The sequence below is a fragment of the Micromonospora palythoicola genome (genome assembly GCF_036689795.1).
GTDB lineage: Bacteria > Actinomycetota > Actinomycetes > Mycobacteriales > Micromonosporaceae > Micromonospora > Micromonospora palythoicola.
This window is the reverse complement of record NZ_JBAGKI010000011.1, coordinates 33434-52759: the sequence shown is the minus strand read 5'-3', so window position 1 is coordinate 52759 and position 19326 is coordinate 33434. Positions and strand designations below refer to the sequence as shown.

At 70.4% G+C, this 19326-nt stretch carries 16 protein-coding genes; 11 read left to right on the top strand and 5 right to left on the bottom strand.

Translation table 11 applies throughout. The features are described 5' to 3' along the window. Positions 1-120 precede the first annotated feature (120 nt). Both V5O40_RS07355 and wecB read left to right on the top strand, forming a co-directional pair. The gene (locus tag V5O40_RS07355; RefSeq protein ID WP_332904770.1) at positions 121-1362 is read left to right on the top strand and encodes a glycosyltransferase family 4 protein; all 1242 of its coding nucleotides are present in this window, start codon (positions 121-123) and stop codon (positions 1360-1362) included. A gap of 34 nt (positions 1363-1396) precedes the next feature. Further along, a complete protein-coding gene (gene wecB, locus V5O40_RS07350; protein WP_332904769.1) occupies positions 1397-2521 on the top strand; it encodes a non-hydrolyzing UDP-N-acetylglucosamine 2-epimerase in 1125 nt (374 codons plus the stop codon). On the opposite strand, the gene V5O40_RS07345 is transcribed toward wecB, so the two are convergent. Then, entirely contained in the window at positions 2450-3163 is a 714-nt protein-coding gene (locus V5O40_RS07345; protein WP_332904816.1) for an acetyltransferase, read from the bottom strand. The two genes, wecB and V5O40_RS07345, sit on opposite strands and share 72 nt — an antisense overlap. 251 nt (positions 3164-3414) lie before the next feature. Between V5O40_RS07345 and V5O40_RS07340 the strand changes: the two genes are divergently transcribed. Both V5O40_RS07340 and V5O40_RS07335 read left to right on the top strand, forming a co-directional pair. Then, a complete protein-coding gene (locus tag V5O40_RS07340; RefSeq protein WP_332904768.1) occupies positions 3415-4629 on the top strand; it encodes a glycosyltransferase family 4 protein in 1215 nt (404 codons plus the stop codon). A 127-nt stretch (positions 4630-4756) separates the two neighbouring features. Next, positions 4757-5308 carry an acyltransferase gene (locus tag V5O40_RS07335; protein ID WP_332904767.1) on the top strand — a complete coding sequence of 184 codons (552 nt, stop codon included), beginning with the start codon at positions 4757-4759 and terminating at the stop codon, positions 5306-5308. Positions 5309-5341: 33 nt separating this feature from the next. Here V5O40_RS07335 and V5O40_RS07330 read toward each other — a convergent pair whose 3' ends face one another. Continuing rightward, a complete protein-coding gene (locus V5O40_RS07330; RefSeq protein ID WP_332904766.1) occupies positions 5342-7366 on the bottom strand; it encodes a hypothetical protein in 2025 nt (674 codons plus the stop codon). Positions 7367-7587: 221 nt separating this feature from the next. On the opposite strand from V5O40_RS07330, the gene V5O40_RS07325 reads away from it, so the two are divergent. From V5O40_RS07325 to V5O40_RS07310, 4 genes are read left to right on the top strand one after another with little or no spacing between them, the layout of a single operon-like run. Then, positions 7588-8544 carry an NAD-dependent epimerase/dehydratase family protein gene (locus tag V5O40_RS07325; RefSeq protein WP_332904765.1) on the top strand — a complete coding sequence of 319 codons (957 nt, stop codon included), beginning with the start codon at positions 7588-7590 and terminating at the stop codon, positions 8542-8544. Between the two features lie 8 nt (positions 8545-8552). Continuing rightward, entirely contained in the window at positions 8553-9962 is a 1410-nt protein-coding gene (locus V5O40_RS07320; RefSeq protein WP_332904764.1) for a lipopolysaccharide biosynthesis protein, read from the top strand. Further along, on the top strand, positions 9959-11203 hold the full coding sequence (locus tag V5O40_RS07315) for a glycosyltransferase family 4 protein (protein WP_332904763.1): 1245 nt from the start codon (positions 9959-9961) through the stop codon (positions 11201-11203). Before V5O40_RS07320 ends, V5O40_RS07315 begins: the two co-directional genes overlap by 4 nt. Beyond that, positions 11200-12468 carry a glycosyltransferase gene (locus V5O40_RS07310; RefSeq protein WP_332904762.1) on the top strand — a complete coding sequence of 423 codons (1269 nt, stop codon included), beginning with the start codon at positions 11200-11202 and terminating at the stop codon, positions 12466-12468. The genes V5O40_RS07315 and V5O40_RS07310 overlap by 4 nt, the downstream gene beginning before the upstream one ends. A gap of 5 nt (positions 12469-12473) precedes the next feature. Here V5O40_RS07310 and V5O40_RS07305 read toward each other — a convergent pair whose 3' ends face one another. The 3 genes from V5O40_RS07305 to V5O40_RS07295 all read right to left on the bottom strand — a co-directional run bounded on the left by V5O40_RS07305 (position 12474) and on the right by V5O40_RS07295 (position 16111). Beyond that, a complete protein-coding gene (locus V5O40_RS07305) occupies positions 12474-13964 on the bottom strand; it encodes an O-antigen ligase family protein (RefSeq protein ID WP_332904761.1) in 1491 nt (496 codons plus the stop codon). 111 nt (positions 13965-14075) lie between these two features. After that, a complete protein-coding gene (locus tag V5O40_RS07300; RefSeq protein WP_332904760.1) occupies positions 14076-15071 on the bottom strand; it encodes a dTDP-4-dehydrorhamnose reductase family protein in 996 nt (331 codons plus the stop codon). Then, positions 15068-16111: an SDR family NAD(P)-dependent oxidoreductase gene (locus tag V5O40_RS07295; protein ID WP_332904759.1), complete on the bottom strand. Its 1044-nt coding sequence runs from the start codon at positions 16109-16111 to the stop codon at positions 15068-15070. Before V5O40_RS07295 ends, V5O40_RS07300 begins: the two co-directional genes overlap by 4 nt. Positions 16112-16488: 377 nt before the next feature. Between V5O40_RS07295 and V5O40_RS07290 the strand changes: the two genes are divergently transcribed. The 3 genes from V5O40_RS07290 to V5O40_RS07280 are packed head-to-tail and all read left to right on the top strand — an operon-like array spanning position 16489 to position 19291. Further along, positions 16489-17109 carry a sugar transferase gene (locus V5O40_RS07290; RefSeq protein WP_332904815.1) on the top strand — a complete coding sequence of 207 codons (621 nt, stop codon included), beginning with the start codon at positions 16489-16491 and terminating at the stop codon, positions 17107-17109. After that, positions 17106-18050, top strand: coding sequence for an NAD-dependent epimerase/dehydratase family protein (locus V5O40_RS07285; RefSeq protein ID WP_332904758.1), 945 nt, complete (start codon positions 17106-17108; stop codon positions 18048-18050). The genes V5O40_RS07290 and V5O40_RS07285 overlap by 4 nt, the downstream gene beginning before the upstream one ends. Next, positions 18050-19291: a glycosyltransferase family 4 protein gene (locus tag V5O40_RS07280; protein WP_332904757.1), complete on the top strand. Its 1242-nt coding sequence runs from the start codon at positions 18050-18052 to the stop codon at positions 19289-19291. Before V5O40_RS07285 ends, V5O40_RS07280 begins: the two co-directional genes overlap by 1 nt. Positions 19292-19326 lie beyond the last annotated feature (35 nt).

Below are 19326 nucleotides of genomic sequence, written 5' to 3'. Positions count from 1 at the left end.
ACGGCCGATCGTGGGGTTTCGGGTACTGGCGGTGAATTTCTCGGCGCGCCATTTCCGAGTCACTCATCGGGCCTCCGATCGTTGTCTCACTCGATCCTGTGTCGCGAGCGAGGAGCGAGGATGGCCGGCGAAACCACCCCCGCGGCGGACGTCGGAGAACTGCTGGCGACGAACAACGAGAACAAATTCCGCGTTCTTGTCACCGCTGGCTACTTCGCTCCCGGATGGCGCGCCGGAGGTCCGGTGCGGTCCATTTCCGACGTGCTCGAAGCGGCCAGTGAGGACATCGAGACGACGATGCTCACCCGGGACCGCGATCTCGGCTGCCGCGATCCCTACCCAGGGCTCTCCGGCCGATGGACCCGGGTCGGCCGTACCAGGGTCTTCTATCTCGGCGTCCGTCGGTTGGGGCACTGGCGATCGCTGTGGCGCTCGCTGCGCAAGGTGCGGTTCGACCTGCTCTACGTGAACAGCGTCTGGTCCGTGTTCTCGATTCTTCCCATCGTCGCGGCCCGGTTCGGCCTGCTGCGCACCAGACGCATCCTGGTGGCCCCCCGGGGCGAGTTCGGCGCGGCCGCTCTCGGGCTGCACCGGATCCGTAAACGGATCTTCCTGGCCGGTTGGCGATGGGTGCTGCTCGGTCCGCGGGTCCTGTGGCACGCCACCACGCCGATCGAGGCCGCGGACATCCAGCGGGTGCTGCCCCGGGCGCGGATCGGCGTCGTCGCCGTCGCCAGCGGCCCCGAACCGGAACCGCCACCGGCCGAGCTGTTCAGCGCCGACCGTGCGCGGCTGGTCTTCATCGGGCGGATATCGCCGATGAAGAATCTCGACCTCGTGCTCGCCGCGCTGGCCTTCGTGCCGGTGCCGGTATTGCTGGACATCTACGGTCCGGTCGAGGATCCGGCGTACTGGCGGCGCTGCCGGGACCTGCTGGACGCGCTGCCGGCCTCGGTCGTCGTCAACTACCGGGGCGAGTTGCTGCCCGACCAGGTCCGCCCGACCTTCTCCCGCTACGACGCGTTCGTGCTGCCGACCAGGGGGGAGAACTTCGGCAACGCCATCGCCGAGAGCCTCTCGGCGTACTGTCCGGTGCTCTGCTCGGACCGGACACCGTGGACCGCGGTGCTGCGTGACGGCGGCGGCCTGGTCCTCCCGGAGCTGACCGCGACGGCGTTGGCGGAGCTCGTCACCCGGGTGGCCGCCGCCTCGCCGGAGCAGCGGCAGGCGGCCCGGGTCGCCGCGGGTGCGGCCTACCGGCGGTGGCGGGCGGGCAGGGCGTCGATCAGCGTGCTCGACCAGGTCCGGCGGGTGGTCCGCGATTCGTCGCACCGGGTGCCGCCGCAGGGACGCACACCGTGAGACCGATGACCGAACAGCGACCAGGAGGCGACACGTGACCCGGGTGATGACCGTTGTCGGCACCAGACCGGAGATCATCCGGCTGGCCCGAGTGATCGACGCCCTCGACCGCACCGTTGACCACACGTTGGTGCACACGGGGCAGAACTGGGATCCCGCGTTGTCCGACGTCTTCTTCACCGAGTTGGAGGTCCGGCCACCGGATCTCTTCCTACGTGCCGAGACCCGCTCGCTCGCCAGCCTGCTCGGCGGCGTTCTGGTCGGCACGGAGAAGGCCATCGCGGAGCTACGCCCGGACGCGCTGCTGGTGCTCGGCGACACCAACAGCGCGATCTCGGCGCTCATCGCCCGTCGGATGAAGGTGCCGGTGTACCACATGGAGGCCGGTAACCGCTGCTTCGACCTGAACGTCCCGGAGGAGACGAATCGTCGTCTGGTCGACCACGTCTCGGACTTCAACCTGGTCTACTCCGAACACGCGCGCCGCAACCTGCTTGCCGAAGGACTGCATCCGCGTCGCATCCTGCACACGGGCTCACCGATGCGCGAGGTGCTCGACCACTACCGGCCGCAGATCGAGCGGTCCAAAGTGCTCGCGCAACTCGAACTCGAACCGGGCGGCTACTTCGTCGTCAGCGCGCACCGGGAGGAGAACGTCGACCATCCGGACCGGCTGCGTCGGCTGCTGGACTGCCTACGGGCCGTACGGGACGAGTGGCGGTTGCCGCTGCTGGTCTCCACGCATCCGCGTACCCGCAAACGGCTGGAGGCGCTCGCCGCCGACGGGCTGCACCTCGACGGTGTGGCCTTCCACGAGCCGTTCGGCTTCTTCGACTACGTGACCCTGCAACGCCATGCCCGGTGCACCCTCTCCGACAGCGGAACCGTGAGTGAGGAAGCGGCGATACTCGGGTTCGCGGCGGTGACCCTGCGGGAGTCGATCGAGCGCCCGGAGGCGCTCGACTCGGGTTCGATCGTGATGACCGGTCTCGACCCGGGCGGTGTGGTGGAGGCCATCCGGGTGCAGGTGGCCCAGGTCGCCGCCGGGTCGGTCACCTGCCCACTCGACTACCAGGTGCCGGACACCTCACGCCGGGTGGTCGACTTCATCCTGTCGACGGTGCGCCGCCACCACGACTGGGCCGGCATCCGCCGCTGAGCGGCGCGCCGGTCGGGCCGGTACGCCCGTCACCACGACGCCGTCGGCGACGTCCCGGGTGACGCACGCACCCGCGCCGACGACGGCGTCCCGCCCGACCGTCAGTTTCGGCAGGACGGCCGCGGTGGTACCGACCATCACGCCCTCCGCCAGCCGGCAGTAGCCGGAGACGGCGGCGAGGGGGTTGACGGAGACGTAGTCGCCGAGCACGGCGTCGTGACCCACTGTGCAGTTCTGGTTGAGATGCACGTGCCGGCCGAGAACCACATTGGTCGTCACCCGGGCCCCACCGGCAGCGAACAGTCCCTCCCCGTGCACGCAGTCCGGCCCGACCTCGGCGGCCGGATGCACCACGGTGGCGGCCGGTAGGCCGTACCGGGCGATCGCCTGGTCGGTCTCGCGGCGCAGCCGCGGCTGCCCGACGCCGAGAGCGACGTGGGTGGTGGTCGGCTGACCGGCCAGCCAGTGGCTCGATCCGAGGAACGGAACGCCGAGGCGGTGGACGAGGTCGACGTGCGACTGGTCGGGGTAATCGTCGACGAAGCCCAGCACCCGCCACCTGGGGAGGCCGGTGGCCAAGCGGTTGAGCAGACAAATTACCCCATATACCTCACGGCCCATTCCTCCCGCTCCTACGATCACTACGTCGGTCGTCAACCGTCACACCTCCGCTTCGGGGAATCCTGGCGGCACTCCGTCATCTGAACCGCCGTGAAGGGCCGGTGGTGACGGCCGGGCGACGGCCGAGCGCCCGAGGGCCGCGAGCGACAGCTCCGCCGACTCCGGACGTCACATGCGAGCCGCTGCCGTCGAGCACGCTCTCGCCACATCCTGACGCGTTGCGGGTACGACGTGGGTGCCGACCCGCGCCGGCAAGTAAAGGTGAGTCGTACGTGAATGAGCTGACCGAGGCCCGTCACCCCGAAGGTGTCGAGGCGCCACCGGCATCGGCCCGGCCGGCCGCCGGATACCGGGTTGTCGCCACCGCTGGCGTGTTCGAGCCCGGCTTTCGCGGTGGCGGGCCGATCCGTTCGCTGCGCTTCATCCTGGACACCCTGCCGGACGATCTGGACGTCACGCTCGTCACTCGGGATCGCGACCTTCGCGCGTCCGTACCCTATCCCGGACTGTCCGGGCGGCTGGTGCGGCGCGACGACCGCTCCGCCGTTTTCTATCTCGACCCGTTCGCGCCACGGCACTGGGCCCGGCTGGTCCGGCAGATCCGGTCCCAACCGGTCGACCTGCTCTACCTCAACAGCCTCTGGTCGCTCTTCTCGGTCCTGCCGATCCTGGCGGTGGCGCTGCGGCTGGTGAGTGTGCGGGCGATCCTGCTCGCTCCGCGTGGTGAACTGTCACCGGGTGCCCTCGCCATCAAGACGTACAAGAAGCGGCTGTTCCTGGCGATGTGGGCCCCGCTGCTGCGCCGGCTCGGCGTGCGCTGGCAGGCGTGCAGTTGGCTGGAGGAGAACCAGATCCGCGCGAACGTGCCCTGGGCACAGGTGATGGTGAACGGCAACGAGTGCCCGATCCCGGACCGGCCGGCGCCGCCGGTCGTCGTGCCCGACGGGCCGCTGCGGTTGGTCTTCGTCGGTCGCATCTCACCGATGAAGAACCTGACCACCGCGCTCGAGGCGATGACGGTGGTGACCCGTCCGATGGAGTTCGACATCTTCGGGCCACGGGAGGACGAGCAGTACTGGGCGCGCTGCCGCAGCCTCGTCACGGCGATGCCCGAGCACGTCCGGGTCCGGTACCGCGGTGAGCTCGCCGCGGACGAGGTGATGCCCACCTTCAGCCGGTACGACGCCTTTCTCTTCCCGACCCTCGGGGAGAACTACGGCCACGTCATCCTGGAGAGCCTCGCCTCCGGCTGCCCGGTCGTCTGCTCCGACGCGACACCGTTCAGCGCACTGATCGCCGACGCCGGGGGAGTGGTGGTTCATCCCGTGACGGCGGCCCGGCTCAGCGCGGTGCTCGACCGGCTCGCCGATCGTCCGGTCGGCGAGCGGGCTGCGGCGAAACAGACTGCCGGGCGGCGGTACCGGCAGTGGCGGCGGGAGGTCCGGGAACCCAATGTGCTGGATCACGCCCGCCGGTTCTGCGGTTGAGCCGGCTGGCAGCCGGCCACCGCCACGTCACCCGGTACCGGGCCGGCTCGTTGCCTGGTATGGCCGGGTCGATTTGCACAGGTCCGGGTTTTCGGTAGCAGCCGGGTCAGATGAGCGAGGACAGCAGGTGCCCAGTCGCGTTCGTACCTACGTCCGGAGGGTGCGGGACCACCTGGCCGCCTCCCGCGACCCCGAGGCGTTCGTCAGGTCCCTTGGCGTCAACCTGAACGGACGGGTCAGGTTCTACGGTGTCAACCGGGCGATGTTCGGCTCGGAGCCGTGGCTCATCACCATCGGGGACAACGTCTACATCACCTCCGAGGTGCAGTTCGTCACCCATGACGGCGGGACACTGATCCTCCGCAAGGAGTACCCGGACCTGGACTGGACGGCGCCGATCACCATCGGCGACGACGTCTACATCGGCATGAGGTCGATGATCCTGGCGGGGGTCACCATTGGAAACCGGTGCGTGATCGGAGCGGGATCGATCGTCACCCGCGACATCCCGGACAACACGGTCGCCGCCGGGGTGCCCGCGCGACCGCTGCGCAGCACCGACGAGTATCTCAAGCGTCTACAGGCGAAGTCGCTGGGCATCGGGCACCTGCCGGTCCCGGCCAAGCACGAGGCGATGAAGCGGATCTACGGGGTGACCCCGGCCGGGCCGAGGGCCTGAGCCGGCGTAGCCGCCCAGGGCGGGGCAGGGTGGTCAGGCACGCCGGTACGCGATGCGCGGCGGTGGGAACTGGTGGACTCCGGCGACGGTGATCATGCCCAGCGCACCGATCGTGCCCGTCACCTCGTAACCGAACCGGTCTCCGGTCATCGCCGACGAGTTGGCGCCGATGTTCAGCGACGTGCCGGCGCCGGCGTTGGTCCGCAGGGCGGGTGCGGTGGTACCCGTCACCTGCCAGACGTGGGCGTACCAGTGCCAGCCGGCGGGCAGCGTCACGGGCGTGCTCAGGACCGATTCCTGCACTCCGGCGGAGGTGACGGGGAGGCTACCGAAGTCCGCGATGGGACCGAGGGTGGCGGGCCGGCCCGTCGCCGGATCGTGTGCGTACACCCCGTGCCGCACCACGCCGGTGCCCGCCGTGGTCACCTCGACGCAGACCCGGTCCACCGGGGTCGGCTCGGCCAGGTAGACCGGATGCAGCAGCAGCCGTTGGAAGGAGCCGGTGCAACTGGTGCTTTGTGTCGGCCCGGACCGGGGCAGGAAGTAGGTGCCGCGCGCGTAGCTGGTGCCGGGCAGCGGTCGGGTCCGGGCCTCGTCGGGGTCCGCACGCCACATCCCGTAGCCGGGGGAGACCGGCACGCGGTACGGGATTCCGTCGATGGTGACCCGGTCGGGCACGGCGAGGTTGGTCGGCCCCACCGGGACGAGCCGCCGGTGGAACAACTGCGGCGCCGCCAGCCGTGCCTGGGTGACGGTACCGACCCGTTCGATCATCACGAATTCCTGGTCGCCGTCCGAGACGACGATCTCGGTGGCCGCCGAGGGCGGGGCCAGGTAGCGGCGGTAGGCGGTGCCGGTGACCGATTCCCCCGCGTCGAGGACGCGTCCCCAGACCAGCTGCGGGTAGTTCTTCTTGAGGCTGGAGCTGATGAACCAGCACTTGGTCGTGGTGTACCGGGACCGTACGGCCGGCAGCGCGTCGGCGGTCGGTAGCAGCCCCACGGAGATCCCCCACTGCTGGGCGCCGGCACTGCTGACCACCCACTGGGTCATGCTGCTCGCCGGGGTCAGCTTGTCCCGCAGGGCCGCCGGGGTGACGTCGGCGATGGTCGTGAGGGTGTCGAGGTTGGCCCAGACCGACCAGTTCAGACCACCGGCGGAGCCGACGTTCGGCATGAACTGCCGGCGGGTGCTGCCGGTCGGAGCGGTCAACGGGCCGCACTGGGTGACGCCCGCGTTGAGGGCGAACCGCGCCAGGGCGGTCACCGTCTGGGTCACGAGCAGTCCTCCGGCCGACCAGCGGTAGACGTTCGTGATGCGGCACAGCGACGGGATCCGGGGCATGATCGTGGCGATCGGCGTGCCGATGCTGGCCCGCGCGGTGTCGATCATGCCCGGGTAGCTGGGGACGACGTACGACTCCCTGATCACCAGTTCCTGACCGGTCGACCGGCCGTCGGGGACCAACCGTCCGTCGAGGTCGACGCTGACCGCGTGGGAGTGGGTGGCCGGGCGGATCTGCACGTCGGGCGTCAGGCTCGTGATCGGCACGGTGTTCCGGTTGGTCGCGCCCGAGACATGGGTCAACGGTGCGGCCGGCCGCACCCGGGCGCCCTGAGCGATGCCGTCCACGACCACGTACGGATTGCCGAACAGCAGGCTGTTGACGTTGGTGACGGCCAGCAGCGTGAAGACGCGGGTGCCGTCGGTCCACTGGGAACCCACGTCGGCGGTCGTCTTGCCGTGCCCGGTCACGGCGATCTGGCAACCGACGTTGTAGCCGTGGTTGCCTCCCACGTACGACCAGCCGGTGTTGATCGGACAGTTGTCGTCGGACGTGTCGTGGATTCGGGTGCCGACGGCGGTCAGCACCGGCCACACCTGGGCGTCGGTCGCCGCCGAGGGCACCAGGGCGACCTGGGGGAGCCCCGAGTGCCACATGCCGACCATGCCGCCGGAGTACGCCAGGTTCGCCGGCATCACCAGGTCACGGGTGTTGTCGAAGCGCGACCTGATGGACATCAGCGCGTTGGACCGGTACACGATCAATTCAGCCACTCGACACCTCCACCGCGACCGCGACGATGGTGACACTGTCCGCCTTTCCGCTGGTGGCGGCGGTTTACGGTCGGCGTGACGACACCAGCTCTGGTCATTCAGCCGAGCCGGTTATGCGCAAGTTCGTCAAGTTTGTGGCAAAACTCGTTATCGTTCCTTTGTGGTGGCCCGCGAATCGGTCCGGTCCGCAGGGAGCCGGGGCCACGTACCGAGGAGTGGCGATGCGAGTTCTGATCACCGGTGGGGCCGGCTTCATCGGGTCCAACCTGGTTCGCGCCGCGCTCCGCGAGCCTGCCGTGAAGGAGGTGACGGTGCTCGACGACCTCTCGGTCGGGCTGCGGGCCAATCTCGACGGGCTGGATGTCGACTTCACCGAGGGATCGATCCTGGATCCGGGTGCGCTGGCGGCGGCGATGGCCGGTCGGGACGCGGTCGTCCACCTCGCGGCGCTGGGCAGCGTCCCCCGCTCGCTCAACGACCCGGTGGCCTCTCACCACGCGAACGCAACCGGAACGTTGATGGTCCTGGAGGCGGCCCGCCGGCACGATGTGGGCCATGTGGTGATCGCCTCCTCCTCGTCGGTCTACGGCATGAACCCGCAACTACCCAAGAGCGAGTTGACCTGGACCCGCCCGATGAGTCCCTACGCGGCGAGCAAGCTCGCCACCGAGGCGTACGCGCTGGCGCATCAGGCGTCGTTCGGGCTGCCCACCCTCGCCTTCCGGTTCTTCAACGTCTTCGGCCCCGGGCAACGGCACGACCACGCGTACGCCGCCGTGATCCCCCGCTTCGTCCACGCGGCCCTGCGTGGCGAGCCGGTTGTGGTGCACGGGGACGGCACCCAGTCCCGTGACTTCACCTTCGTCGGCACGGTCTGCGAGGTCCTCCTCGACGCGCTGCGGCGCAGTGTGTGCCATCCGCATCCGGTGAATCTGGCGTTCGGCGCACGAGCCAGCCTGCTCCAACTCCTCGACGAACTCGGCGACCTGCTCGGGCGGCCCCTCGCCCGGCAACACGCCGCCCCGCGCGACGGCGACGTCCCGCACTCCCTGGCCGACGACGGCAGCCTGCGAGGGCTTTTTCCGGACATCGAGCCGGTCGCTCGGGTCGATGGTCTCCGGGCGACCGTCGAATGGATGTCCGGGCGGATGGGCGTCGAACCCCTCGCGTCGCGGTGACCCGGGCGATGAGCCGGGCCGCGACCGGACCGGCCGCCGCGACGACGGCCGCGACCGCCGAGCCGGCCACGGTACGGGTGGTGGCGCCGGCCGGTGGCAGGCGACCGGCGGCGGACCGGGACCGCACGGTCACCGTCGGGGTCGCCACCGCGATGGTGGCGAAGGGGATCGGCATGGCCGCCCCCCTGGTCATCACCCCCGCCTGCTTCCGATACCTCGGCGATCAACGGTACGGCCTCTGGATGGCCGTCACCGCCTTGACCGGGATGGCCTGGTTCGCGGATCTGGGCCTGGGAAACGGCCTGCTCACCCGGCTCAGCCACCTCGGCGACGACGTTCGGCAGCAGGCCCGGGAGATCTCCAGCGCCTACGCCACTCTCGGAACGGTGGCGGTGGCGTTGCTCTGTGGGCTCGTCCTGGCCGGTCCGCTGGTGCCGTGGGTCGGCTTGTTCGGCGTCACCGATCCGGCCGTCGCGGCCGAGACGTCCGCCATCGTGCTTGTCTGCTTCGGGGCGTTCCTGGTGAACGTCCCGCTCTCGCTGATCCAACGGATCCAGTACGCCCGGAGTCAGGTGGTGCAGAGCAGCGTGTGGCAGTCGGCCGGTTCCCTGGCCGCGATGGGGGCCGTACTCGGCGCCATCGCCGCCGGTTGGGGGCCGCTTGGCGTGATCGCCTGCGCGGTACTGGCCGTCCCGGTCACGAACCTGCTCAACACCGTCGTCCATTTCCTGATCCAGGCACCGGCCACCCGGCCCCGCCCGGCACTCGTGCACCGGGCCACGGCCACCGGCCTGCTCCGGCTGGGTCTCCGGTTCTTCGCGATCACCGTGATGTCGTCGATCGCCCTCAACCTGGACAACCCGCTTGTCGCGAACATCCTCGGGCTGGCGGCGGCTGCCCACTACGCCGTCGTATGGAAGCTGTTCGGTGTCCTCGGGGTCTTCGTCGGGTTGGTCGGGATGACCGTCTGGCCGGTGAACGGTGCCGCGCTGGCCCGGGGCGAGGTGGCGTGGGTACGCCGCAACACCCGCCGGATGGTGCTGCTCTACGGGGCGATCGTCGGTGCCGTCGGGCTCGCGCTGGTCGGCTACGGACACCGTCTGGTCGAACTGTGGGTCGGCGGGATCGACGCGTCGGTGGTTTCGGTCCCGGTCCTCGCGGGCCTCGCCTGTTGGTCCCTGCTGGTGGCCGTCACCTCTCCGCTGATCATCGTGCAGAACAGCGTCGGCGCACTTCGTCCGCTCTTCGTCGGCTGGGCGTCCTTCCTGATCCTGGCCACCGCGCTCAAGATCTGGGCCTTGCAGCGGTTCGGGCTCGTGGGCCTGCCGGCGGCCGGATGCGTCGCGTACCTGCTGACGATGTGGCCCGCCGTCCTGGTCGGCTACCGGCGGGCGCTGGAAGGGTCGGGGAGGCGATGACCGGCAGGTGCGGCCGCCGCGAAGAGGCCGGCGCGGTGCGGCACCCGGGCACCTACCGGGTGCTGCGGGTGGTCGGCGAGCTCAACTTCGGTGGCACCGAGATGCGAACGGCCGAACTGTTGCCCCGGCTCAGCGTCGCTGGCGTCGAGGTCCACCTCCTGACGCTGTGCCACCGGGTCGGCCCGGGACCGTTGGCCGCGGTGATCGCCCGGCACGGTGGCACGATCACTCCGATGCCGCTCGATCTCCACTTTCCGGTGCGGTTTCTGCGCCTGCTGCGTCGCCTGCGCGTCGACGCGGTGCACGTCGACTGCGCCAACTTCTCCGGCGTGCTGCTCGCGCTCGCCGCGCTGGGTGCGGTTCCCGTCCGGGTCGCGCACTTCCGGGGCGACGACAACCAGTACCGCAACCTGCGGCGTCGCGTGTCCCGGTGGATCTTCGGCCGACTGCTGCGCGTCTCCGCCACCGACATCCTCGGCGTCTCGCCCAACTCGCTCACCTGTGGCTACGACCGCGACTGGCGTGACGATCCGCGATGCCGGGTGGTGCTCAACGGTCTGGACCTCGACCGGCTGCGCCAGCCCGCCGCCGACGACCTTCGGGCCATGATCGGCGCCGGCCCGCACGACCTGGTGTGCGTGAGCGTGGGGCGGGCCGCACCGGAGAAGCGACGCTGGCTCCTGCCGCCGATCCTGGCCGCGCTGCGCGCGCAGGGCGTCTCGGCGCACGCCGTGCTGGTCGGCCCGGGCGACGACGAGGACGACACCCGGGTACGGCGGGCGGCCGTCGCCGCCGGTGTCGCCGACCGGGTGCACCTGCTCGGCCCGCGCACCGACGTGGGCGGTCTGATCCGGCAGGCGGACGTGGTCGTCCACCCGTCGTGCCTGGAAGGGCTCCCGGGTGGGGTGCTGGAGCCGGTGGCCCTGGGGGTTGGCACCGTGGCCGCCGCCCTCCCGGGCGTGCTGTTCATCGACGAACACCTGCCGGGCGTGACGGTGGTGGACGTCGACGCGACGCCGCAGACCTGGGCCGAGGCCGTGCACCGCGCCGCGGCGTTCACCGCCACGGACACCGCCGAGGCGGCGGCCGCGCGTTTCGCGCGCAGCCCCTTCGCCATCGACACGGCGGTCACCACCCACCTGGCGATCTACCGCCGGTCGGCCCCGGCCGGCCCACCGCCTGCGTCCACAGTACGAATCGGGGGTCGATCAGCAAGCGACCCGGAACGGGGACCGAGATGAACGACGCGACCACCGCCGTCGGCCGGACGGTCGTGCCCGCGGGTGTTCCGAGGCGACGGACCGACCTGCCCCGCCCGTTGCTCCTCGGCGCGTACGCCTTCCCGCACGGGGACGCCACCTCGAACCGACTGTTGCAGCTCGCCCGGTGCGCCGCGTCCGAGGGGGCGCGCACCCTCGTCGTCAACGACTGGCCCTGCGAGGTGCCCTGGCCGACCCGACCCGATCCGGTCACCGGTGTCGAGCTGGTGACCCTGCGGGTCCGGGGGCGGAACAGAGTCACTCGCATGGGGGCTCGCCTGGCCCGCCCGGTTCGAGTGCTGCGGGCGATACGCCGCCGTGGCGTGGGCCGGGGCGACGTCTCCGTGGTGCTGCTGCCCATGGCGCTGATGACGCTCGGAAACTGGGCGGTGCTGCGGCTCGCGTTGCGGTGTCCGGTGGTGGTGGACGCCAGCGAGCGCCACGACCGGCGTCAGTTCCGACGCGGCTGGCTGACCCCCTACTTCGTGCGGCACCGTTGGTCGACGCTGCTGGCGACCCGGCTCGTCGGGCGCGCCACGGCGGTCTCCACCACGCTGGCCGGTTATCTGGCCCACTACGGCATGGAGGTGCTGGTGGTGCCGCCGCAGGTGGACTGCGGCGAGTTCAGCGACCCTCGACCACCGTCGACGGCCGACGGCCTGCGGCTGCTGTACGCGGGAACGCCCGCTCGCAAGGACATGCTCGACGTGATCCTGCGGGGAATCAGTCTGCTCACGCCGGACGACCAGCGACGAGTGCGGCTCACCATCGCCGGCGTCAGCCGGGAGGACGCGACGGCCCGCTCCGACCTGGACGTGGCACTGCTGGACGCGGTGGCCGCTGAGGTGGTCTTCCTCGGCCGGGTGCCCCGGGACACCGTGCTGACCCTGCTCGCCGACTCGCACTTCTCGATGCTGGTCCGCCCCACCGGTGGGTACGCGGCCAACGGCTTCCCCTCCAAGGTGCCGGAAAGCCTCGCCGCCGGTTGTCCGGTGATGCTCAACCACACGAGCGACCTCGCGGACTACGTGCATGACGGCATCGAAGGGATCGTGCTCGGCGGTAATGGACCGGACGACGTCCGGCGCGCCGTCGAGCGGGCGCTACGGCTCCGGGACGAGGAGTGGACGGCGATGAGCGAGGCCGCGCGGGCGAGGGCGGCGGGGTCGTTCGACCATCGGTCCTGGCGGGTCCGGGTCAGTACTTTCCTGGTCAGCGGCACCGCACCGGCACCACGGGATCGGTGACGGCCCTACCGCGTGGTGTGGCACTCCTCGGCCCGTGGCCGGTCCGCCCCCGCGTCCGTCCGGGTGCCCGGACGTCGGCTCGCCACGTCGGCCGGCCGAGCGCCGTCGGCAGCAGCCGAGCGAGCGCGGTCGGACGGACGAGCACCCTCGACCGGCTGTGCTGTGCCTTCGGCGCGACCCGACACGGCCACCTGCCGGTCGCGGGGAAGGTGCAGCAGCACCGCCCCGACCGCGAACCAGAACACGTACGGGTACGTCTGCCCGGTGCCGAACATGGCCGACTCGGTGAGCTGGATCAGCAGGCCGGTTCCGACGAGCCAGACCAGACCCGAGTTCGCCCGGCGCAGGGGTGCCCGCAGCAGGACCCGCCCGGCGACGAGCAGCAGCAGCACCAGCGGCACGACAGCGGTCAACCCCAGCTCCAACAGCAGCTGAAGATAACTGTTGTGCACCACGCTGACCCCGGCGGCACCGACGCCGAAGTACTCGTCGTAGCTGGCCAGCTCGAACAGGTGGTTACGGGAGGCGTAGCCGTAGCCCAGGGTGGGCCGGTTCTGCCACCACAGGTCGACGGTGGTCTGCCACATCTCGGTGCGGCCGTTGGACAGGTCGCCGTTGACAGGGGCGGTGAAGCGTGTCACGAACCGCTGCGTCCAGGCCGCTCCGACGATGCCCGGTAGCAGATCGAACAGGTACGCCACGAGCAGGGCGACGCTGGTCCCGGCGGCCAGCCGGGCCAGCGGGCCGAGCCCGTGTCGCAGCAGGACCCAGAGGGCGCCGACGAGCACGGCGACGAAGCCGGTACGGGACTGGGACAACGTGACACAGGCGACCGCCGGCGCGATGCCGAGCAGTTCGACCCGGTTACGCGAGTGCCGGTAGACCGCCCAGCCGAGCGGGATCGTCAACGCGCAGACGATGCTCAGCATGTTGGGGTTGTTGTAGAGGCCCTGGAACCGTTCGCTGCTGCCGACCGACGCCGCGAGGGTGCCGTCGGTCAACCCTCGGCCCAGGCTGATCACGGCGGACAGACTCAGCACCACGTAGATCACCCGGAGGTCCGCCATCATCGTGGTGCGGTCGCCCCATCGTTTCCGCAGCAGCACGTGCGTCAGCGCGGCAAGCATCAGCAGCGCGAGCCCACGCTGCATGGTCTCCGCCGGAACGATCGACCAGGCGACGCTCGCCGTGGCCAGCCCGCCCATGGCCCAGAGGGCACCGACGAACACGCGGGTCCACGGGTCGAGCCGGGCCACTTGCCGATGCGGCAGGCACAGGCCCCAGACGATCAACGCGCCCACGGCCGCGTACCGGGGGTAGAAGCTGGCCTGGACCAGCGACTCCAGGTTCGAGGAGGCGCAGACCAGCAGGGTGATCGTGAGCGCCAGCAGCCACCGCCAACCGTCGACTCGTCGGGCGAAGGCGAGCAGGAGCAGCAGCGCCGTCGCGACGAACGCGAGCAACGGCTTCTGTACGGCGACGAAAGTGGTAGCCACTACCAGACATCCCGCGCCGACGAGAAGCCCCCACTGGCTGATCTGCTTAACCACGTGATGTCCTTCTGAATCCGGCAGCCGGCGCGGCCGTCGGTGGTCCTTGGTCGGCTCTCAGGCCGGGATGTGGTGCCGGTCCGGCCGAGGCTGACCACCGGTCCAGCGGGCCCGCGCCGCGTGCATCGCCCGGATCATCTCGGGCCAGGACGGTGGCCGGTAGCCGGTCGCCGTGGCGAGCGCGTCAGCGCGCATCGACCGGTCACAGACGAACTCGTCGTACGCGACGAGCTCGCCCTGCCATCCGTACACCTCGGCCACCAGTCGGAGCAGTTCGTACTTGGAGATCGGCTCGGCGGCCACATGGAACAGCCCGGTGAGTTCCTCCCGGGGCAGCACCACCGTGCGGAGCAGCCGCGCGAACTCCACGGTGGTGACCCCGCTGTAGATGGCCCGGGTGTAGCCCCGGACGCGGCCCCGTTGGGAGAGGAACCAGTCCACCAGGGACCGGCTCGACCGCAGTTCATGCCCGATGATCGAGGTACGCAGCGTGAGCGACGGACCGGTTGTGGTCTCGCCGAGCAGCTTCGAGCGTCCGTAGAGGTCGGGTGGGTCCGGCAGATCCTGCTCGACGTAGCCGCCGCGCCCGCCGGAGAAGACACAGTCGGTGCTGACGTGGATCAGTCTGCTGCCCACCTGCGCGCAGGCCGTGGCGAGCTGGTGGGGCAGGAGAGCGTTGAGTGTCACGGTCGTCACGGCGTCCTGCACGTCCGGGCGTTGCTTGATGACGCCCACGCAGTTGACGACCACGTCCGGTCGAAGCTCGTCGAGGACCTGCCGTACCTGCTCGAAGCGGCCCGCGTCGACGGACGCGATGATCCGGGCGAGCAGGTGCGCCGGGAAGAGCACCTCCCGGCTGTCGAGGCTGCGGGCCAGACCGTACACGTCGAGTTCCGCAGTCTCGGCGAGTTCCCGGATGACGGCGTGGCCGAGCATGCCGGTGGCTCCGAGGACGAGGACCCGTCGGCGTGGTCGGTCCGGGTCCCGGCCGGTGTCGCTGCGCCGTCGGGGTACCCGATCCGGTCGCGCGACGGAGCCGGTGACCGCGCTCATGCCGGTACGGCTGCCGTCCCGGCGGCGTCGAGCTGCGCCCGAACCTCCGGCAGGGCCAGCAGCAGTGTCTCGACCTCGGCGACGGAGAGCCGCCGGGCGTTGTGGGAGTTGAAGTCGGCCAGGCCGCCACGCTCGACGTTGCCTTCGTCGAAGTAGAGGGCGTAGTTGAGATCGCGGCTGTCCACCGGCACGCGCAGGAAGTCGCCGAGGTCCTCGGCGTGGGCCAGCTCCTCCCGGCTGGCCAGGGTCTCGTACAGCTTCTCGCCGTGTCTGATGCCGAGGACGTTGAACTTGGCCGGCACGCCGAACAGGTTGCACAGGGCCGTGGCCAGATCGCCGATGGTGCAGGCGTCGGCCTTCCGGATGAACACGTCGCCGGGCTGCCCCCGGTGGAAGGCGTGCTCGACCAGCTCGACGGACTGGGACAGCGACATCAGGAAGCGGGTCATCGACGGCTCGGTCACCGTCGGCAGCACGCCTCGGCGGATCTGATCGATGAACAGCGGAATGACCGATCCCCGCGAATACATCACGTTGCCGTAGCGCACACAGCAGACCCGGGTGCGGGCCGTGACGTTGTTGCGGGAGTGCGCCTGCGCCACCTTCTCCATGAGCGCTTTCGTCATGCCCATCGCGTTGACCGGGTAGACGGCCTTGTCGGTGCTCAGCAGCACCAACGCCTCGACGCCGGCGCGCTCGCTGGCGTCCACCACGTTCGCGCTGCCGACGATGTTGGTACGCACGGCCTCCAGCGGGAAGAACTCGCACGACGGCACCTGTTTGAGAGCGGCGGCGTGGAAGACGAACTCGATGTCGCGTACCGCCTTGGAAACGCTGTCGTAGTCGCGGACGTCGCCCACGTAGTACCGGACCCGGTCGTCACCGAGGCGATGCCGCATGGCGTCCTGCTTGGACTCGTCGCGACTGAGGACCCGGACCTCGGCGGCACCGGCGTCCAACAACCGGGTGACCATCGTCTGGCCGAAGGAACCGGTGCCCCCGGTGATCAGGAAGCGCCTGTCCGATAGCGAGGAAACCACTTCTCCCCCTGCATGTTCGCGTTGGATCACCCTTGGAGATCGGAATATCGTCGACCGTGACCATACAGTTCCAAAATGGTCGTCGCGCCTTTTTCGGAAACAGGAACGCGAATCATGTTGCTGTTCGTGGTCTGCGGGCGGTCGTGTGTGAAGACAATTCATGACGGCCGTCGTGAGACACGCCGGGCCGCGATCCGGCGCACGGCGAGCACAAACATGAAAAGGCGATCCGGCGGCGATGGAGATGGTATGCGTACAGCATGGCGAAAATTGCGGTGAAGACCGCGCGGCCGCACCCGCATGATCCCGGCGCGAATGGCGGCCGGGAGGCGTCGGACCCGGCGCCCCGGCGCCCCTACGATCGCTGGAAGAGGATTCTGGACGTGGTCGGGGCGCTCCTCGTCCTCACCCTCGGCGCACCGGTGCTGGGGCTGGTGGCCCTCGTGGTGCTGGCGGCACACGGACGACCGGTGCTGTTCCGGCACACCCGCCCCGGTCTGCACGGCGAACTGTTCGAGCTGGTCAAGTTCCGCACCATGCGTCACCCGGACCCGGAGCGTGGGCTGCTGACCGACGCTGAGCGCCTGACCCGCGTCGGTCGCTGGCTGCGCGCGAGCAGCCTCGACGAACTACCGGAGTTCTGGAACGTGCTGCGCGGCGAGATGAGTGTCGTCGGTCCCCGGCCACACCTGGTCCGCTATCTGTCCCTCTACAGCCCGGAGCAGGCCCGCCGGCACGAGGTGCGGCCGGGAATCACCGGGCTCGCCCAGGTCCGTGGCCGCAACGCGCTGGACTGGTCCGCCAAGTTCGCCTACGACGTCGAGTACGTGAACCGACGGTCCCTGCTGCTGGATCTGAGGATCGTGCTGGCCACCGTGTGGGTGGTGCTCGCCCGCAAGGGCATCTCCGCGCCCGGCGCGGCCACCTGGCACGAGTTCACCGGAAACCTACCCGCGCCGGCGGTCGAGGGCGGCCAGGAAACCGTGCTCCGCCGATGAACCGCGTGCTGCTGCTGGGCGGTGGCGGATTTCTCGGCCGGCACATCGGTGCCGCGCTCGCCGCGCACGCGGTCGTTCGCGCACCCTCCCGACAGGAGTGTGATCTGGTCGAGGTCGAGCTGTCCGCCCTGGCCGAGCTGATCGCGCGGGAAAACCCGGACGTGGTGGTGTGCGCGGCCGGTCGCATCGTCGGCTCCGGCTACGACTTCGTCCGGGCCCATGTGCTGACGACCGCGAAACTGATCGAGGCGATGGCCGGCGCCGCGTCCGGGGCACGGCTGATCCGCATCGGGTCCGCCGCCGAGTACGGCGTGGTGCCGCACGGTGTCGCGGTCGTCGAGGAACACCCGGCCGTGCCGGTCGGGGAGTACGGTCTCAGCCACCTGACCGCCACCCGTCTGGCGGACCTGGCCGGGGCGAGCGGCCGGGTCGACACGATGGTGCTCCGCGTCTTCAACCCCGTCGGCCCGGGCATGCCGCCGGGCAACGTGCTCCGTCGGGTGACCGAGTTGATCAGGTCGGCGATGGTCGAGGGGAGCGCAAGGATCACCGTCGGTCTGCACGACACGTACCGGGACTTCGTCGACGTGCGTGACGTGGCAGCGGCGGTGCTGGCCGCGGCACGCTGCGAACCAGGGCCCGAACGGGTCTTCAACATCGGCAGCGGACAGGCGGTGTCCACCCCCGAGGCGGTCAGAAGACTGGCCGAGGTGGCCGGTTTCAGCGGTCGCGTGGCGGGCGGCGGCTTTCCACCCGACGCGGGACGTTCCGCGACGGTGCCCTGGATGTGTGCCGACATCCGGCGTAGCGGTCGCCTGCTCGGGTGGGCTCCGGCGTACGACCTGACCGAGTCACTGAAGGCTCTCTGGGCGGAGGGTTCGCAGCGGCCCGCCCGGCCGTTGTCGGACGCAGGAGTCGGTACGGATGCGAGGTGCGGTTGATGCGGATCGGCATGCTCACCCAGTGGTTCGACCCGGAGCCGGGACCAGCCGCGCTGCCCGGGATGCTCGCCGCGGAACTGGCCCGGCGAGGTCACGAGGTGCAGGTACTGACCGGCTTCCCCAACTATCCTGATGGCCGGCTCGCACCGGGCTACCGACTCGCCCGCCGGCTCGACGAGCGACACGGGGCGGTGCGGGTCCGTCGGGTGGCCCTCTACCCAAGTCACGACCGCTCCGCCCTGCGACGGGTGGCGAACTACGGCTCGTTCGCCGTCTCCGCGCTGGCTTCGGGCACCCAGGTGCTGCGCGGTCTCGACGCCCTGTGGGTCGGCAACTCGCCGATCAGCGTCGCCCTACCGATGTGGTTCACCCGTCACCTGTATCGGGTGCCGGTACTGCTGCACGTCATGGACCTCTGGCCGGACAGCGTGGTGGCGAGCGGATTTCTCGGCTCCGGTGGTGTCTCGCGCCGGGTGGAGCGGGCGATGGCCGCCTGGTGCGACGGCATGTACCGCAGCGCCGCCCGCGTCGCCTGCGTCTCACCGACCGCAGTCGATCTGCTCGCCTCCCGCGGCGTTGCCCGGGAGAAGCTCGTGCACATCCCGGTGTGGGCGGACGAGAGACTGCCGGCACCCACCGCGGATCTCCGCGTCGAGCTCGGGCTCCGTTCCGACCAGGTGGTCGTGGTGTACGCCGGTGCGCTCGGCGAGGCGCAGGGCCTGGACTCGCTCATCGACGCCTGTGCCCGGGTGGACGACCACCGACTGGTCTGTCTCATCGCCGGCTCCGGCACGACCGAGCAGCGACTACGCGATCGGGCCGCGGCCGCCGCCGTGTCGAACGTCCGCTTTCTCGGGCAACTGCCCCGGCACCGGATTCCCGCCCTGCTGGCGACCGGTGACGCGCACTACGTGAGCCTGCGACCCGGCGGCATGTCCGCGTACACGATGCCGAGCAAGGTCCAGGCCACCCTCGCCGCCGGGCGTGCGCTGCTGGTGGCCGCGGAGGGAGACGTCGCCGCGGTCGCCCGCGACAGCGGCGCCGGAATCACCGCGCGCCCGGGTGACCCCGACTCGATCGCCGACGCGCTGCGGGAGCTGTGCGAGCTCGGCCGGGAGAAGCTGGAACTACTGGGGCAGGCCGGTCGGCGGTACTACGACCGTGCCTTCTCCGTGGCCAGCGGGGCGGCAAAGGTCGAGCAGGCCCTGTCCGAGGCGGTGCGGAGCAGCCGACGACGGTGACCGTGACCGCCGGCCCGGCGATGGCCTCAGCCGGG

What these genes read in the sequence shown, in the direction of transcription:
- V5O40_RS07355 (WP_332904770.1), top strand. Translation starts at nt 121, where the DNA reads ATGGCCGGCGAAACCACCCCCGCGGCGGACGTCGGAGAACTGCTGGCG.
- V5O40_RS07325 (WP_332904765.1), top strand. Translation starts at nt 7,588, where the DNA reads ATGCGAGTTCTGATCACCGGTGGGGCCGGCTTCATCGGGTCCAACCTG.
- V5O40_RS07320 (WP_332904764.1), top strand. Translation starts at nt 8,553, where the DNA reads ATGAGCCGGGCCGCGACCGGACCGGCCGCCGCGACGACGGCCGCGACC.
- V5O40_RS07315 (WP_332904763.1), top strand. Translation starts at nt 9,959, where the DNA reads ATGACCGGCAGGTGCGGCCGCCGCGAAGAGGCCGGCGCGGTGCGGCAC.
- V5O40_RS07310 (WP_332904762.1), top strand. Translation starts at nt 11,200, where the DNA reads ATGAACGACGCGACCACCGCCGTCGGCCGGACGGTCGTGCCCGCGGGT.
- V5O40_RS07300 (WP_332904760.1), bottom strand. Translation starts at nt 15,071, where the DNA reads ATGAGCGCGGTCACCGGCTCCGTCGCGCGACCGGATCGGGTACCCCGA.
- V5O40_RS07285 (WP_332904758.1), top strand. Translation starts at nt 17,106, where the DNA reads ATGAACCGCGTGCTGCTGCTGGGCGGTGGCGGATTTCTCGGCCGGCAC.
- V5O40_RS07280 (WP_332904757.1), top strand. Translation starts at nt 18,050, where the DNA reads ATGCGGATCGGCATGCTCACCCAGTGGTTCGACCCGGAGCCGGGACCA.